Consider the following 13767-nt stretch of genomic DNA (forward strand, 5'->3'; position numbering starts at 1 on the left):
ACCCGGGACCGGCGGCGCGCGATGCCGGCCGCCGCCCGGCGGGCGGCGACGCGACGACGGCCCGGGCCCGGGCGGTGTGGCGGCCGCTGTTGACCGGCACCGACGCCGGCTGGGCGCGGGCGCTGGCACTGGCACTGCCCCCCGCCGCCCGCGCCGCCGTCGGGCCGGGCGCTCCCGCGCCGGGGGCAGGCACCCCGTCCGGGCGCCGATCCGCGCCGCCGGGCCCGACGGCCGGTCACGACCCGTCCGTCCCGGGCACCGCCGACGCCCCGGGCGCGCTGGTGGCCGACGCGCTCGACGCGCTCACCGACGCCGCCGTCCGGGTGGCCCTGGCGGAGACCGCGCTGGCCCGGGGCGTACGCCCGGACGGCGCGGTGCCGGCCTGGCTGGCCGCGCTGACCGGCGCGGTGCGGGACTTCGCCGCCGACCCGGCCGCGCTGGACACCCTCCGGGCCGAGCTGGACGCCTGGCAGCGCGACGCGGCCGGCGGCGCGGTACGGGCCAGCTTCCGCCTGGTGGAGCCGCCCGCCGAAGAGGTCACCGAGCCGGTCGTCGTGGTGCCCGCCGACCCGACCGCCACGGTGGGGACGGCCGGGCGGTGGCGGGTGGAGTTCGGCCTCCAGGCGGCCGACGAACCGAGCCTGCACGTGGACGCGGGACGGGTCTGGCGGGCACCGGAGACCGTCGCCGGGCTGGGCGGGCGCGCCGACGACCCGCAGGAGACGCTGCTCGCCGAACTCGGCCGCGCCAGCCGGCTCTGGCCCGAACTGGACACCGCGCTGCGTACGGCCACGCCGGAGGCGCTGGAGCTGGACGTCGAGGGAGCGCACCGGTTCCTCCGCGAGGGCGCACCGGTGCTGCACGCCGCCGGGTTCGCCGTGCTGCTGCCCTCCTGGTGGCGGCGCCCGTCGTCGCGGCTCGGTGCCCGGTTGCAGGCCCGCAGCCGCACCGCCCCGGGCACCGTCGCCGCCACGGGCGCCGGGGTGGGGCTGGACGCCCTGGTCGACTACCGCTGGGAGGTGGCCCTCGGCGACCAGCCGCTCACGGCCGAGGAGCTGGCGGCGCTGGCCGCGCGGAAGACCCCGCTGGTGCGGCTGCGCGGCCAGTGGGTGGAGCTGGACCCCCGGCGGCTCGCGGCCGGCCTGCGGCTGCTCCGCTCCTCCGGCGAGCTGACCGTCGCCGACCTGCTCCGGCTGGGCCTGGCCGACGCCGGGCAGCCGGACGCGTTGCCGGTGCTGGAGGTCGCCGCCGACGGCGCGCTGGGCGATCTGCTCGCCGGGGCGGTGGAGCGGCGGCTGACCCCGCTGGACCCGCCGGCCACCTTCCGCGGCACGCTGCGGCCGTACCAGCGGCGGGGGCTGGCCTGGCTGGCGTTCCTACAGTCCCTCGGGCTCGGCGGCGTGCTCGCCGACGACATGGGGCTCGGCAAGACGGTGCAGCTGCTGGCGCTGCTCGCCGGGGACCCGCCGGACGCCGGCCCGACCCTGCTGGTCTGCCCGATGTCGCTGGTGGGGAACTGGCAACGCGAGGCGGCCCGGTTCACGCCGGGGCTGCGCGTACACGTGCACCACGGCGCGGAGCGGGCGCGGGGAGCGGCGTTCGGCACGGCCGCGCACGACGCGGACCTGGTCCTCACCACCTACTCGGTCGCGGCGCGCGACGCGGTCGACCTGGCCGGGATCGCCTGGCACCGGGTGGTCGTCGACGAGGCCCAGGCGATCAAGAACGCCGCCACCCGGCAGGCGGAGGCGGTCCGCGCGCTGCCCGCCCGGCACCGGATCGCCGTCACCGGCACGCCGGTGGAGAACCGGCTCGCCGACCTCTGGTCGATCATGCAGTTCGCCAACCCCGGCCTGCTGGGCCCGGCCGCGAGCTTCCGCAAGAGCTACGCCGAGCCGATCGAACGGCACGGCGACGCCGAGGCGGCCGAGCGGCTGCGCCGCATCACCGGCCCGTTCGTGCTGCGCCGGCTCAAGACCGATGCCTCGATCATCTCCGACCTGCCCGAGAAGCTGGAGATGGAGGTGCTCTGCAACCTCACCGCCGAACAGGCCTCGCTCTACCGGGCGGTGGTCGACGACATGCTGGCGCGCATCGAGTCCAGCGACGGCATCGAGCGGCGCGGGCTCGTGCTGGCCGCCATGACCCGGCTCAAGCAGGTCTGCAACCACCCCGCGCAACTGCTGCGCGACGGTTCGGCGCTGGCCGGCCGTTCCGGCAAGCTGGCCCGGCTGGAGGAGATCCTGGACGAGGTCCTCGCGGCGGGGGAGCGGGCCCTGCTCTTCACCCAGTACGCCGAGTTCGGCGGCATGCTGCGCGGCCACCTGTCGGCGCGGTTCGGCCGCGAGGTGCTCTTCCTGCACGGCGGCGTCGGCAAGGCCGACCGGGACGCCATGGTGACCCGGTTCCAGTCCGCGCAGGGGCCGCCGGTCTTCGTGCTGTCGCTGAAGGCCGGCGGCACCGGGCTCACCCTCACCGAGGCCAACCACGTGGTGCACGTCGACCGGTGGTGGAACCCGGCCGTCGAGGACCAGGCCACCGACCGGGCGTTCCGGATCGGCCAGCGGCGCCGCGTCCAGGTCCGCAAGTTCGTCTGTGCCGGCACGGTGGAGGAGAAGGTGGCGGCGCTGATCGCCGACAAGCGCAGCCTCGCCGCCTCCGTGGTCGGCACCGGGGAGCAGTGGGTCACCGAGCTCTCCACGGCGCGGCTGCGCGAGCTGTTCGCCCTGGAGGCCGGGGCGGTGGTGGAGTGAACGGGCAGCCGGAGCCCGACGCCCGGCCCACCGGCGGGTTCGCCGACTACGGCCGGCCGCGGCGGGTCGACGGCGGGCTGAGGGCCCGCAGCACCCGGGGCGCCATCGGCCGCTCCTGGTGGTCCCGGCGCTTCCTCGAGGTGCTGGAGTCCTTCGCCCTCGGCACCCGGCTGACCCGCGGCCGGTCGTACGCTCGGGCCGGCCAGGTGGTCAGCCTGGAGGTCGCGCCCGGCACGGTCAGCGCCGTGGTGCAGGGCTCGCGTGCGCAGCCGTACGAGGTGACCATCGCGCTGACCCCGTTCCCGGCGGAACTCTGGGCCCGCGTCGAGGCGGAGCTGGCCGCCCAGGCGTTCTTCAGCGCCCGGCTGCTCGCCGGCGACCTGCCCCCGGAACTGGAGCAGCTGTTCGCGGCGACCGGCGCCCCGCTCTTCCCCGCCGGGATGGCGGAGCTTCGCCAGCGGTGCAGCTGCCCCGACTTCGCCGTCCCCTGCAAGCACCTCGCGGCCACCTTCTACCTGCTGGCCGAGGCGTTCGACGCCGACCCGTTCCAGCTGCTGCACTGGCGGGGCCGCAGCCGGGTGGGGCTGCTCGACCGGCTGCGCGTCCTGCGGGCGGCGGGCGGCGGAGCCGACGGGGAGCAGCCGGAACCGGCCGGCAGCGGGCCGGCCGGGGACCCGGGCGCCCGGCGGACCCGCGAGGGACACCCCGGCGCCGGAGACTGTCCGGCCCCCGCCGCCACCCCGCCGCCCCCGGAGACCCGAGGTCCGGACGTCCCGGTGGTGGGGTCGGCGCGGGCGCTCGCCGGCCTGCCGCCGGTGCCGCTCGCCGAGGCGGTCGACCGCTTCTGGGTACCGCCCGTGCCGTTGCCCGACCGGCCGCCGAGCCTGGCGACGGGACCGGACCTGCTGCTGCGGCAGCTCGGCGCGCCGGCTCCCGCCATCGGCGGGCCCGGCCTGGTCGAGCGGCTGCGGCGGGCGTACCGGCTCCTCGGCCGGTAGCGCCGCCGCGGCGGCGTGGGCGCGCGGGTCACAGCCAACGGCGGCGGAACCGCCACATGATCGCGGCGTTGGCCACCAGCACCACCGCGCAGATGGCCCCGGCCAGTCGCCCGGCCAGCACGGTCATCGCCGGCAGCGAGGCCCACAGCACGATGGTCAACAGCATCAGCCAGCGGCCGCGACGGGCCCGGGCCCGGTAGTCGAGCCGGGCGAAGAACGCCGGATCACTCTCCCGGAGCTGTCGGGTGATCTGCTCGAACCTGCGCTGATCCTCTTTGCTGAGCATGTGCCTTCCCCTCACGTGTTCAGCGGTCCGGCGGCATACCCGCTGCGGTGGCGGCTCACGCTCCCGTCCTGCTGCTACTTTGCGGCTGCGCTCCGGCCCGACCCGGGGTCCCGGCGGCGGTGGACACCTCAGCGCAGCCTTAGTCGCACCTTAAATTTGTCTTTGGCGATGAAGTCGACGGCCCACGCCGGATCGGCCGGAATCGCCGCGTCCGACCCGGCCCGTGCCGCGTACGCCCTGCTCGCGAGGTCCGTGCCCGCCCGGGCGACCCGGTGCCGGCGCCGGTCCGCGCTGAGCGGCGCCTTAAGTGCCCTCGGGAGGGCTTCCGGTGCTGCTTGATGGCACCTGAACGCTTCATTACCTTCCGGTGCAACCCCCTCAGGCATCAGTCGCCGCACCTGCATCCCCGTGCCAGGTGGCAGTCGTAGCGGCGCAGCAGAAACGGATTGGTACATGGCCGACCAGAATGTGCCACCGCGTCGACCGCGGGACGACCGCGGTTGGGACGGACGTCAGCACCCCGCCGTCGACGGACACCGCGACAGCCACACCCCTTCCCCGTACGGCTACGAGGCGCCCCGGCAGCACCCGGGTGGGCAGCCGGTGGACCCGCGGTACGCGCACGCCGGGCACCCGGGGGCGCGCGGGCCGCAGTGGGTGGGCCCGGACGGCTTCGCGCGGCAGCCCGTCGCGCCCGCGGCCGGCGCCGGACTGCCCAACCTGGACGACGACGGCGACCCGGGCCGCCGGGTCGGCCGCCGCAAGGCGCTGGCGGCCCTCGGCGGCACCGCGGCCGTGGTCGCCGGCGGCGCCGCGCTGGCGATGACCCCGCAGATCCGCAGCCTCTTCGGCGACGACGCGGTGGCCGGCGACGCGACCGGCACCACCGTCACCGACGGCACCCCCGCCCGCCCGAGCGGACAGCAGCCGAGCACGGTGCGCACCTACACCGAGCAGAACGAGAGCTACATGGGCTCCCGGGCCGGTGAGGCGCTGAAGAAGAACGCCCCGGCCGGCGGTCGGACCTTCTCCGGGCCGGCGGCCGCCGCCGCGGAGACCAAGGTGACCGTGAAGACGGTGCTCGCCAAGGACCCGGTCCTGCACCTGGCCCGGCGGGCCACCTTCGGCGCCACCCCGCGGGTCGTCGCCGAGATCAAGGAGCGGGGCATCGACGGCTGGCTGCGCTGGCAGCTCGACCCCGAGAAGATCGCCCCGACCCGGGCGGAGCTGAAGCTCGCCGAGCTGCCGACGCTGAAGATGAGCACGGCACAGCTGCGCGAGCAGCGCGACCAGCTCAACGAGCGCGGCGCGCACCCGGAGAAGGAGATGGTGGACGCCACCGTCGCCCGGCAGATCTGGTCGGACCGGCAGCTCTTCGAGGTGATGGTCGACTTCTGGAACGACTTCCTGCACGTCGCCGCCGACTTCGACGGCGGCGAGGTGTACCGCGCGTCCTTCGACCGGGACGTCGTCCGGGCGCACGCCCTCGGCAGCTACCCGGAGATGCTGCTCGCCGCCAACCGGCATCCGGCGCTGCTGCTCTACCTGAACCAGAACGACTCCCGCGCCGACGCGGTCAACGAGAACCTGGCCCGGGAGAACCTGGAGCTCTACTCGGTGGGCGTCGACGGCGGATACACCGAGAAGGACGTACGGCAGGCGGCCCTGCTCCAGACCGGCCGGGGGGTCAACGACGGCAAGTACGTGTTCCGCCCCGAGCGGCACTACGTCGGCAAGGTGAAGGTCCTCGGCTTCACGCACGCGAACAACTCCAAGGACCCGAAGAAGGCCGAGGCGGCCATCGACGCGTACCTGACGTACATCGCGCTGCACCCGTCCACCGCCAAGTACGTGGCGCAGAGCCTCGCCACCCGGTTCGTCTCGGACACCCCGCCGAAGTCCCTCGTGGAGCGGCTGGCGAAGACGTACAGCACCAACAAGGGCATGATCAAGCCGGTGCTGATGACGCTCTTCAGCTCCTCGGAGTTCTGGGCGGCCGTGGGGCAGAAGGTGCGCCGTCCGATGGAGTACCTGGTCGCCACCTACCGCTCCCTGGGCGTGTCGCCGCAGGCCTCGCCGAAGCACGACAACGGCGACAACAAGCGCACCCCGTACTCGCGGGGGCTGCGCCAGATCCACGACAAGATGCGCGAGCTGGGCCAGTACCCGATGGGCCAGCCCACCCCGGACGGCTACCCGGACGTCTACCCGGCCTGGACCTCCGCCGGCACGATGGTCAACGGCTGGAACGAGGCGGGCGAGCTGCTCGCCGGCCGGCGCACCGTCTTCACCTACACGCCCGCCGAGAAGCTGGTGGCCCGGCCGCCGGCCACGGCCGGGGCGTACGTGGACGCGCTGTCCCTGCGGCTGGTGGGCCAGAAGCTGAGCACCAGGGAACGAGCCCTGATCCTCGGCGTGGCCGGCGTCTCCGCCGGCGACAAGGTCGACGCCACGTTCGGCGGGGCCGTCACCGCAGTCGCGCGGGCGATCCTCGCTTCCCCCCAGCACCACCTCCGGTGAGGCACCCGATGGAGAAGACTGTGCACACGTTCCCCCTGCACCCCGAATGCCCCGACCTGCGGCGGCTGGCCGACGACCCGGCCGAGGCGCTGCTGCGGGCGGAGGCCGACATCGTCGCCGCCGAGAACGCCGCCGAGGCCGACCGCTACCGGCGGCTGGAGGACCTGGAGGAGGCCCAGCAGGACGGTCGCGGCGTCACCCGGCGGACCTTCGTGGCCGGCGCCGCCGCCACCGCGACCGCGCTCGCGACCGCCCAGTTCGTCACCACCTCGGCCTCGTTCGCGGCCACCAAGACCGGCACCCTGATCCACGTCTTCCTCTACGGCGGGCTGGACGGTCTGAGCCTCGTCGCGCCGGCCGACGACCCGGTGCTCGCCAAGGCCCGCCCCGACCTGCTGCTCGCCGACGACTCCCTGGCGGTGGGGCGCGGCTTCAAGCTCACCAGCGCCTTCAAGCCGCTGGAGCGGTGGCTCAAGAGCGGCAACCTCGGCTTCATCCCGGCGGTCTCCGACGAGCGGCTGTCCCGCAGCCACTTCCAGGCCGCGGACGCCTGCAACCTCGGCGGCCTGCCGAACCAGACCGGCGGCCGGGGCTGGCTGGACAGCCTGGTCGACACGCTCGGCACCGGGACCGCGTTCCGCAGCGTCGGCATCGGCAGCACGCTGCCCCGGTCGCTGGTCGGTAACAACGGCGCGCTCTCGCTCAACAGCGTCGGCTCGCTGCGGCTCAACGGCGACGACCGGTACCGGGCCGCGACGGAGAAGGCGATCAAGGGACTCTTCACCGGGATCAACCACCCGGTGCAGGAGGCCGTGCACGACGGCCTCGGCGCGCTGGCCACCGCGCAGCGCCTCGCCGCGAAGCCGTACCAGCCGGCCGAGGGCGTCGAGTACGAGGGCGTCGGCTACGCGTTCCAGCAGCTCGCCCAGCTCATCAAGGGCGGGGCGAACGTCCGTGTCGCCACCGTCGGGATGGGCGGCTACGACACCCACGAGAACCAGGGCACCCGCGACGGCGGCCAGCTGCACCGGCGGCTCAACGAGCTGGCCAGGGCCATGGCGGCGTTCTTCACCGACCTGGGGGAGCGGTCGGCCGACGTGACCATCATGGTCTCCAGCGAGTTCGGTCGGCGGGTCGCCTCCAACGGCGGCGGCACCGACCACGGCCACGGCGGGGTGGTCACCCTGCTCTCCGGTCGCAAGCTCGCCGGCTCGCTGCTGGGCACCTGGAACGGCCTGGACGACCTGGACTCCGGCGACGTTCCCGAGTACAACAACATGTTCAACGTCTACGGAGCCGTCGCGCAGGGTCGCTTCGGGCTCACCAACGCGGAGGTGGACAAGATCTTCCCCCGGCAGAAGTACACCCCGATGAAGCTGTACGCGTGACCTACCCGCGCGCCCACGCCGCCGGCCGCCGCACCGGGACGACCTCGTCCCGGCACGGCGGCCGGTCGGCTGCGGACGTACGCCCGCTGGTGCCGCCGCGTCGCGGACCCGGCGGCCGGCGGCTGCTGGCCGTGCTGCTCGTCGGCGGACTGCTCGCCAGCGTGCTGCCCTGGTGGCTGGACACCCCCGCCGGCTCGCTCCGGTCCACCGCCGCCACGGTCACCGCCGCCGGCCGGATCACCGGGCTGATCGCCGGCTACCTGCTGCTCGTGCAGGTGCTGATGATGAGCCGCCTGCGGGTGCTGGAACACTGGGTCGGCGGCGAGCGGATCGCCCGCTGGCACCGCGACGTCGGCGCCACCCTGCTGGTCGCGGTGCTCGCGCACGTGTCGCTGATCCTGGTCGGCTACGCCGACCTGGAGGACAACTCCGTGCTCACCGAGGCCGGGGTGCTGCTGCGCGACCACGAGGACATGGTCTCCGCGTTCGCCGCCGCCGGCATCCTGGTGCTGGTCGGCCTCACCAGCGTCCGGGCGATCCGGACGGCGCTGCCCTACGAGCTGTGGCACGCCCTGCACCTGTCGAGCTACGCGGTGCTGCTGCTCGGCTTCGGCCACCAGTTCAGCAACGGCGCGCAGCTGTTCCGCCCCGGCCCGGTGCGCACCGGCTGGATCGCCATGTACGCGCTGGTGCTCGCCGCCCTGCTCTGGGGCCGGGTGGTCGCGCCGCTGACGTTCAACCTGCGGCACCGGCTGCGGGTGGCCGACGTGGTGGCGGAGAGCCCGGACACCATCTCGATCTACCTCACCGGGGACCGGCTGGAGCGGCTGGAACTGCTCGGCGGGCAGTTCTTCCGCTGGCGCTTCCTCACCCGGGGCTGCTGGTGGCAGTCGCACCCGTTCTCGGTCTCCGCCGCCACCAACGGCCGCTGGCTGCGGCTCACCGTCAAGGTGGTCGGCGCGCACACCGCCGGCCTGCGCGATCTCGAAGCGGGCACCCGGGTCTGGGCGGAGGGGCCGTCGGGCACCTTCACCGCCGCCCACCGGACCCGGGAGCGGGCCCTGCTGATCGCCGGCGGCAGCGGGATCACCCCCATCCGGGCGATGCTGGAGGAGCTGCCGCCCGGCGCCGCGCTGATCTACCGCGCCCGTACCCCCGCCGACGTGCTGCTGCAACGGGAGCTGGACTGGCTCGCCGAGGCCCGGGACACCGCGATCTGGTACGTCGTCGGCTCCCGCGACGACCCCGGCCCGCGCCAGGTGATGAGCCCGGACGGGCTGCGCCGGCTGGTGCCCGACGTGGCCAAGCGCGACGTCTACCTCTGCGGGCCGCCCGGCCTCGTCGAACAGTCGGTCCGGGTGCTCCGCCGGGCCGGCGTGCCCCGCCGGCAGATCCACCTCGCCACCTTCGAGCTGTAGGAAGGCACGCATGCGCCGCGCCCTGTTCGCGATCACCGGCCTGGCGGCCAGCACCACCGTCATGGTGGTGCTGAAGGGCTCGCCGGGCACCACCGCCCAGGTCGCCCAGGACCTGCCGACCGGGCGTCCGCCGGTCGTCCCCGCGTCGGCCGGTCCGGCCCCGGCCGACGCCGACCGCTCCGTGGCGCCGTCTCGCGCCGGCGGCACCGCGACCCCCCGTCCCAGCCGCACCGCCACCCGCGCCCCGGCGAGCCGGCCCTCCGCCAGCAGCCGGGCGCCGTCCGCCCCGCGTACCACCACCAAGCCGCCGCCGGCGCCGACCACCCGCACGGTGACCGGCCCGGTGGTGGAGAACGAGTACGGCAACGTCCAGGTGCAGATCACGCTCCGCGGCACGCGGATCGTCGACGTGGTGGCGCTGGAGCTGCCTGAGGAGACCGCCCAGTCCGACCAGCGCAGCGAGCAGGTCGACGGCCGCTACAGCGGCAGCTCCGGGCTGGTGGTGCAGCGGCAGAGCGCCGCCGTGGACACCGTCTCCGGGGCCACCGCCACCAGCACCTCGTACAAGCGGTCGCTGCAGGCCGCGATCGACCGGGCGAACTGACGTGCCCGCCTCGGCGGCGGCGCCCCGGGGGACCGCGCCGGTGGTCCGGCCCGGGCTGCGCCGGGTCGAGCAGGTGATGGGCACCGCCATCAGCCTGGACCTCGCCGACGACCTGCCCGCCGTCGAGCTGGCCGAGCTGGCCGAGGGCGTGTTCGCCTGGCTGCGCGAGGTGGACGCCCGGTTCAGCACGTACCGGGCCGACAGCGAGGTGTGCCGCGTCGACCGGGGCGAGCTGTCACCTGCCGCTGCCGGCGCCGACCTGCGGGCCGTGCTGGCGCGCTGCGCCGACCTGTGGGGCGCCACCGACGGCTTCTTCGACGCGTACGCGACCGGGCGGCTCGACCCGTCCGGCTACGTCAAGGGCTGGGCGGTGCAGGTCGCCTCGGACCGGCTGCTCGCCGCCGGCGCGGCGAACCACTGCCTCAACGCCGGCGGAGACGTGCGGGTACGTGGCCACGCGTCGTCCGGCGGCCCCTGGCGGATCGGCGTCCGGCACCCGTGGGACGCCATGGCCACCTGCCTGGTGCTCGCCGGCACGGACCTGGCCGTGGCCACCTCCGGCGTCTACGAGCGCGGCCACCACGTGCTCGACCCGCGCCGGGGCGCACCGGCCCGGGGGCTGCGCTCGGTCACCGTGGTCGGGCCGGACCTCGGGCTGGCCGACGCTTACGCCACCGCGGCGGTCGCGATGGGTCCCGCCGGCATCGGCTGGCTCGACAGGCTTCCCGACCACCAGCACGCGGTCGTCACCGACGACGCCCGCCTGCTGCACTCCGCCGCACTGCCCCTGGCCGGCTGACGGTCAGCGGAAGGGGCGGCTGGTGGCGGGGCGGGAGCCGACGGGGCGGGGGCGGCCCGGGCGGGAGCCCACCGGCCGGGTGGTCGGCCAGCGCCGGCGTGGCCGGTGGTGCCGCGGCGGGGGCTCGGCCCCGCCCGGCTGGCGCGTGGTGTCGTCGGTGGACATGTAACCCCCGCTCCCGGCGCGACGCGCCGTCGCCGTGCTCAACGAGCGCCGACCCTCCGGCGTCGCTGCCGGTGCGCCCTCACATGCCCCGGCGGGGCAGCGGCAGGTGCCCGGGGAAGAGGTCGGAGGTGACCGTGACCCCGTTGGCCCGCAGGGCGTCGATCAGCGTGTTCTGCACCAGATAGGAGTCGGGCAGTTGCCAGCGGGCCTGTTCGGGCGCGACCGCCCAGCGGACGGGCCCCTCCGGCAGCCGGGTCGGCGGGGCCGGGATCCACGAGCCGGGGCCGTGCCGGACCACGTGGAAACAGTGGTCGAGTTCGGGGCGGAGCGGGTCGCCGGGGCGGACCAGGAACATCCAGCGGCCGGTCGGGGTCACCAGCACCGGCCCGCGTACGCCGACGCCGGCCGGGTGCGTGCGGACCGCGTCCAGCACGTGCCGGCCGAGGTGCGTGGGCACCTCCAGCACGTCGAACGCCCGGCCGGTGGGCAGCAGCACGCCGTGCGGTCTGTCCCGCCACCAGGTCGCCACCCGGGCCGGGTCGGCGCTCGCCGCGTGCTCCCAGTTCTCCAGGGCGGGGTGGCAGCCGACCGTCGGGCAGCCGGCGCGCCCGCAGACGAAGCGGCTGCGGGCGAGGCACGCGCCCGGGGTGACGTCCCAGCCGTGCAGGGCGTACCGTACGGCCACCCGGCGCAGCCGCACCCGCTCCAACGGGGAGAGTTGGACGACGCGCGGCGCGACGTTTCCCCACATGTGCCATCTCCCCTCGCCGGACCCCACCGGGTGCCCGGGTCGCCTGTCGAGCCCGTCACTGCCGTAACCCGCGATCGTTGAGTTGACGAACGGCTGATGCAACTTGCACGAAACTACGAGGACCAGCTGTACGACTGACGTACATGCTGTGCGACCAGCGAAAACCTGAAGGCGAGCGGACCGCCGCACCCGGACGGAACGGCCGGCCACCCGGCCGGATTGGCACAGGGGAGGGACCGGGAGATGGACGAACTGCCCATCGGGCGGCGGGTGGCCTACTGGCGGGGGCGGCGCAAGATGTCGCAGCAGGTCTTCGCCGACCGGCTGGGCAAGTCGAAGAGCTGGGTGGACAAGGTCGAGCGCGGCGTACGCCGGCTGGACAAGTTCTCCGTCCTCTACGAGATCGCCGACATCCTCCAGGTCGACGTGCAGCTGCTGCTCGGCAAGGACCCGGAGCGGCGTACGGACGCGTTGAACTGCATCGACCAGATCGAGGTGCAGGAGATCCGGGCGGCCCTGGAGCGGTACGACTCGATGAGCGCGTACTTCGACGCCGCGCCGTTCCCCCCGCCGCTGACCGACATGCGCAAGGCCGTGAACCACGCCTGGCTCACCTACCAGTACGGCCGCTACGGGATGCTGACCCGGGCGTTGCCGAAGCTGCTGCGCGACGCCCAGGCGGCCGACGCCGGCTCCGGCGGCGGCCAGGCCCGCGAGGCGGCCCACCTGCTCGGGCAGGTCTACCAGATCGCCTCGTCGGTGCTGCGCAAGCTGGGCGAGTGCGAACTGGCGTGGCTGGCCGCCGACCGCTCGATGGCGGTCGCCCAGCGCGCCGACGACCCGCTGCTGGCCGGCATCGCCACCACCCGGGTCTGCAACGCGCTGGTGGCCATGGGGCGGCCCCGCCCCGCCCTCGAACTCAACGTCACCATCGCCAACCGGCTCGCCCCGGGCGGCGGCAACGAGGCCTCCCCGGCGCTGCTCTCCGTCTACGGGATGCTGCTGCTCCAGGGGGCGATGGCCGCCTCCCGGATCGGCGACTCCGCCTCGGTCGACGACCTCATCGGCGGCGCGCAGGAGGCGGCCAACCTGCTCGGCGGCGACCAGAACCACTACTGGACCTCGTTCGGGCCGACCAACGTGGAACTGCACCGGGCGGCGGCGGCGGTCGAGCTGGGCGACGGGGGCCGGGCGGTGGAGGTGCACCAGCAGCGCATCCAGGAGCCGGCCTTCAGCGCGCTGCTGCCCGAGCGCCGGGCACACCACCTGCTCGACATCGCCCGGGGCTTCGCCCAGATCGGCGACGTCGCCAACGCCGGCGAGATGCTGCTGCGCGGCGACCGCCTCGCCCCGTCGGAGATCCGCTGCCGGCCGATCGCCCACGAGGTGATGTCCGACATCCTGCGTCGCACACGTGGTGCGCCGCCTTCTCCGATTGCGGAGTTGGCTGAGCACATGGGAGTAGGGGTATGAGCGCGGAGGCGGCCTGATGGCCGGCCCGCATCCGACCAGCGAGCGCCGCGAGGTGCTCTACGTCATCGCCTGCGGTTCGCCGCTGGCCCGCGACGTCGGCCGACTCGTCGAGCTGGCCCACCAGGACGGTTGGGACGTCTGCGTGGTCACCACGCCGGACGGCGCGAAGTTCGTCGACCGGGCCGCGCTGGCCCGGCAGACCGGTCATCCGGTCCGCACCCACTACAAGAATCCGGGTGATCTCGACGTGCTGCCGCCGGCCGACGCGATGATCGTCTGCCCGGCGACGGTCAACACCGTCAACAAGTGGGCGGCCGGGATCACCGACACGCTCGCCCTGGGGCTGCTGGTGGAGGGGCAGGGCCTGGGCGTGCCGGTGGTGGCCGTGCCCTACACCAACGCGGCGATGGCGACCCACCCGGCCTTCCGGGCGGGCATCGACCGGCTCGTCGAGTGGGGGGTGACGGTGCTCTTCGGCGACCACGTCTACCCGTTGCACCCGCCCGGCACGGGCGAGCGCCACCTGCACGCCTTCCCCTGGGCCATGGGCCTGGCCGCCGTACGGGACCGGCTCTGCCGCGTCGCCTGACGCGCGCGCCAAGGGTCCCTCGC

Annotated in this window: 10 protein-coding genes and 1 pseudogene; 9 read left to right on the forward strand and 2 right to left on the reverse strand. The window is 74.9% G+C overall.

Annotated elements, in window-relative coordinates; genetic code table 11:
- Positions 1-65: 65 nt before the first annotated feature.
- Both V6V16_RS06310 and V6V16_RS06315 read left to right on the forward strand, forming a co-directional pair.
- Positions 66-2753, forward strand: a pseudogene (locus V6V16_RS06310) (DEAD/DEAH box helicase); the annotation flags it as partial.
- The gene (locus V6V16_RS06315) at positions 2750-3751 is read left to right on the forward strand and encodes an SWIM zinc finger family protein (RefSeq protein ID WP_334560349.1); all 1002 of its coding nucleotides are present in this window, start codon (positions 2750-2752) and stop codon (positions 3749-3751) included. The pseudogene V6V16_RS06310 and the gene V6V16_RS06315, both read left to right, overlap by 4 nt.
- Positions 3752-3779: 28 nt before the next feature.
- Here V6V16_RS06315 and V6V16_RS06320 read toward each other — a convergent pair whose 3' ends face one another.
- Positions 3780-4037 carry a DUF3040 domain-containing protein gene (locus V6V16_RS06320; RefSeq protein WP_334560351.1) on the reverse strand — a complete coding sequence of 86 codons (258 nt, stop codon included), beginning with the start codon at positions 4035-4037 and terminating at the stop codon, positions 3780-3782.
- A 453-nt stretch (positions 4038-4490) separates the two neighbouring features.
- Between V6V16_RS06320 and V6V16_RS06325 the strand changes: the two genes are divergently transcribed.
- The 5 genes from V6V16_RS06325 (at position 4491) to V6V16_RS06345 (ending at position 10766) form a co-directional block, all read left to right on the forward strand.
- Complete coding sequence (locus V6V16_RS06325) at positions 4491-6557, forward strand: DUF1800 domain-containing protein (protein ID WP_334560353.1); 2067 nt, start codon at positions 4491-4493, stop codon at positions 6555-6557.
- Between the two features lie 8 nt (positions 6558-6565).
- On the forward strand, positions 6566-7945 hold the full coding sequence (locus V6V16_RS06330; protein WP_334560355.1) for a DUF1501 domain-containing protein: 1380 nt from the start codon (positions 6566-6568) through the stop codon (positions 7943-7945).
- A complete protein-coding gene (locus V6V16_RS06335; RefSeq protein ID WP_334560358.1) occupies positions 7942-9363 on the forward strand; it encodes a ferredoxin reductase family protein in 1422 nt (473 codons plus the stop codon). The genes V6V16_RS06330 and V6V16_RS06335 overlap by 4 nt, the downstream gene beginning before the upstream one ends.
- Before the next feature lie 10 nt (positions 9364-9373).
- A complete protein-coding gene (locus V6V16_RS06340) occupies positions 9374-9967 on the forward strand; it encodes an FMN-binding protein (protein WP_334560359.1) in 594 nt (197 codons plus the stop codon).
- A 76-nt stretch (positions 9968-10043) separates the two neighbouring features.
- The gene (locus tag V6V16_RS06345) at positions 10044-10766 is read left to right on the forward strand and encodes an FAD:protein FMN transferase (RefSeq protein ID WP_334560509.1); all 723 of its coding nucleotides are present in this window, start codon (positions 10044-10046) and stop codon (positions 10764-10766) included.
- Between the two features lie 244 nt (positions 10767-11010).
- Here the strand turns inward: V6V16_RS06345 and V6V16_RS06350 are convergent, their stop codons facing one another.
- Positions 11011-11682, reverse strand: a complete 672-nt coding sequence (locus V6V16_RS06350; RefSeq protein ID WP_334560361.1) for a bifunctional DNA primase/polymerase — start codon at positions 11680-11682, stop codon at positions 11011-11013.
- Between the two features lie 243 nt (positions 11683-11925).
- On the opposite strand from V6V16_RS06350, the gene V6V16_RS06355 reads away from it, so the two are divergent.
- Positions 11926-13155: a helix-turn-helix domain-containing protein gene (locus V6V16_RS06355; RefSeq protein ID WP_334560363.1), complete on the forward strand. Its 1230-nt coding sequence runs from the start codon at positions 11926-11928 to the stop codon at positions 13153-13155.
- 16 nt (positions 13156-13171) lie between these two features.
- A complete protein-coding gene (locus tag V6V16_RS06360; RefSeq protein WP_334560366.1) occupies positions 13172-13744 on the forward strand; it encodes a flavoprotein in 573 nt (190 codons plus the stop codon).
- The last annotated feature ends 23 nt before the right edge of the window (positions 13745-13767 follow it).

The organism is Micromonospora sp. CPCC 205561, from assembly GCF_036906775.1.
GTDB lineage: Bacteria > Actinomycetota > Actinomycetes > Mycobacteriales > Micromonosporaceae > Micromonospora.

Excerpts from the sequence above, each read along its gene's own strand:
- V6V16_RS06320 (WP_334560351.1), bottom strand. The coding sequence starts at position 4,037 with ATGCTCAGCAAAGAGGATCAGCGCAGGTTCGAGCAGATCACCCGACAG.
- V6V16_RS06325 (WP_334560353.1), top strand. The coding sequence starts at position 4,491 with ATGGCCGACCAGAATGTGCCACCGCGTCGACCGCGGGACGACCGCGGT.
- V6V16_RS06330 (WP_334560355.1), top strand. The coding sequence starts at position 6,566 with ATGGAGAAGACTGTGCACACGTTCCCCCTGCACCCCGAATGCCCCGAC.
- V6V16_RS06340 (WP_334560359.1), top strand. The coding sequence starts at position 9,374 with ATGCGCCGCGCCCTGTTCGCGATCACCGGCCTGGCGGCCAGCACCACC.
- V6V16_RS06345 (WP_334560509.1), top strand. The coding sequence starts at position 10,044 with ATGGGCACCGCCATCAGCCTGGACCTCGCCGACGACCTGCCCGCCGTC.
- V6V16_RS06350 (WP_334560361.1), bottom strand. The coding sequence starts at position 11,682 with ATGTGGGGAAACGTCGCGCCGCGCGTCGTCCAACTCTCCCCGTTGGAG.
- V6V16_RS06355 (WP_334560363.1), top strand. The coding sequence starts at position 11,926 with ATGGACGAACTGCCCATCGGGCGGCGGGTGGCCTACTGGCGGGGGCGG.
- V6V16_RS06360 (WP_334560366.1), top strand. The coding sequence starts at position 13,172 with ATGGCCGGCCCGCATCCGACCAGCGAGCGCCGCGAGGTGCTCTACGTC.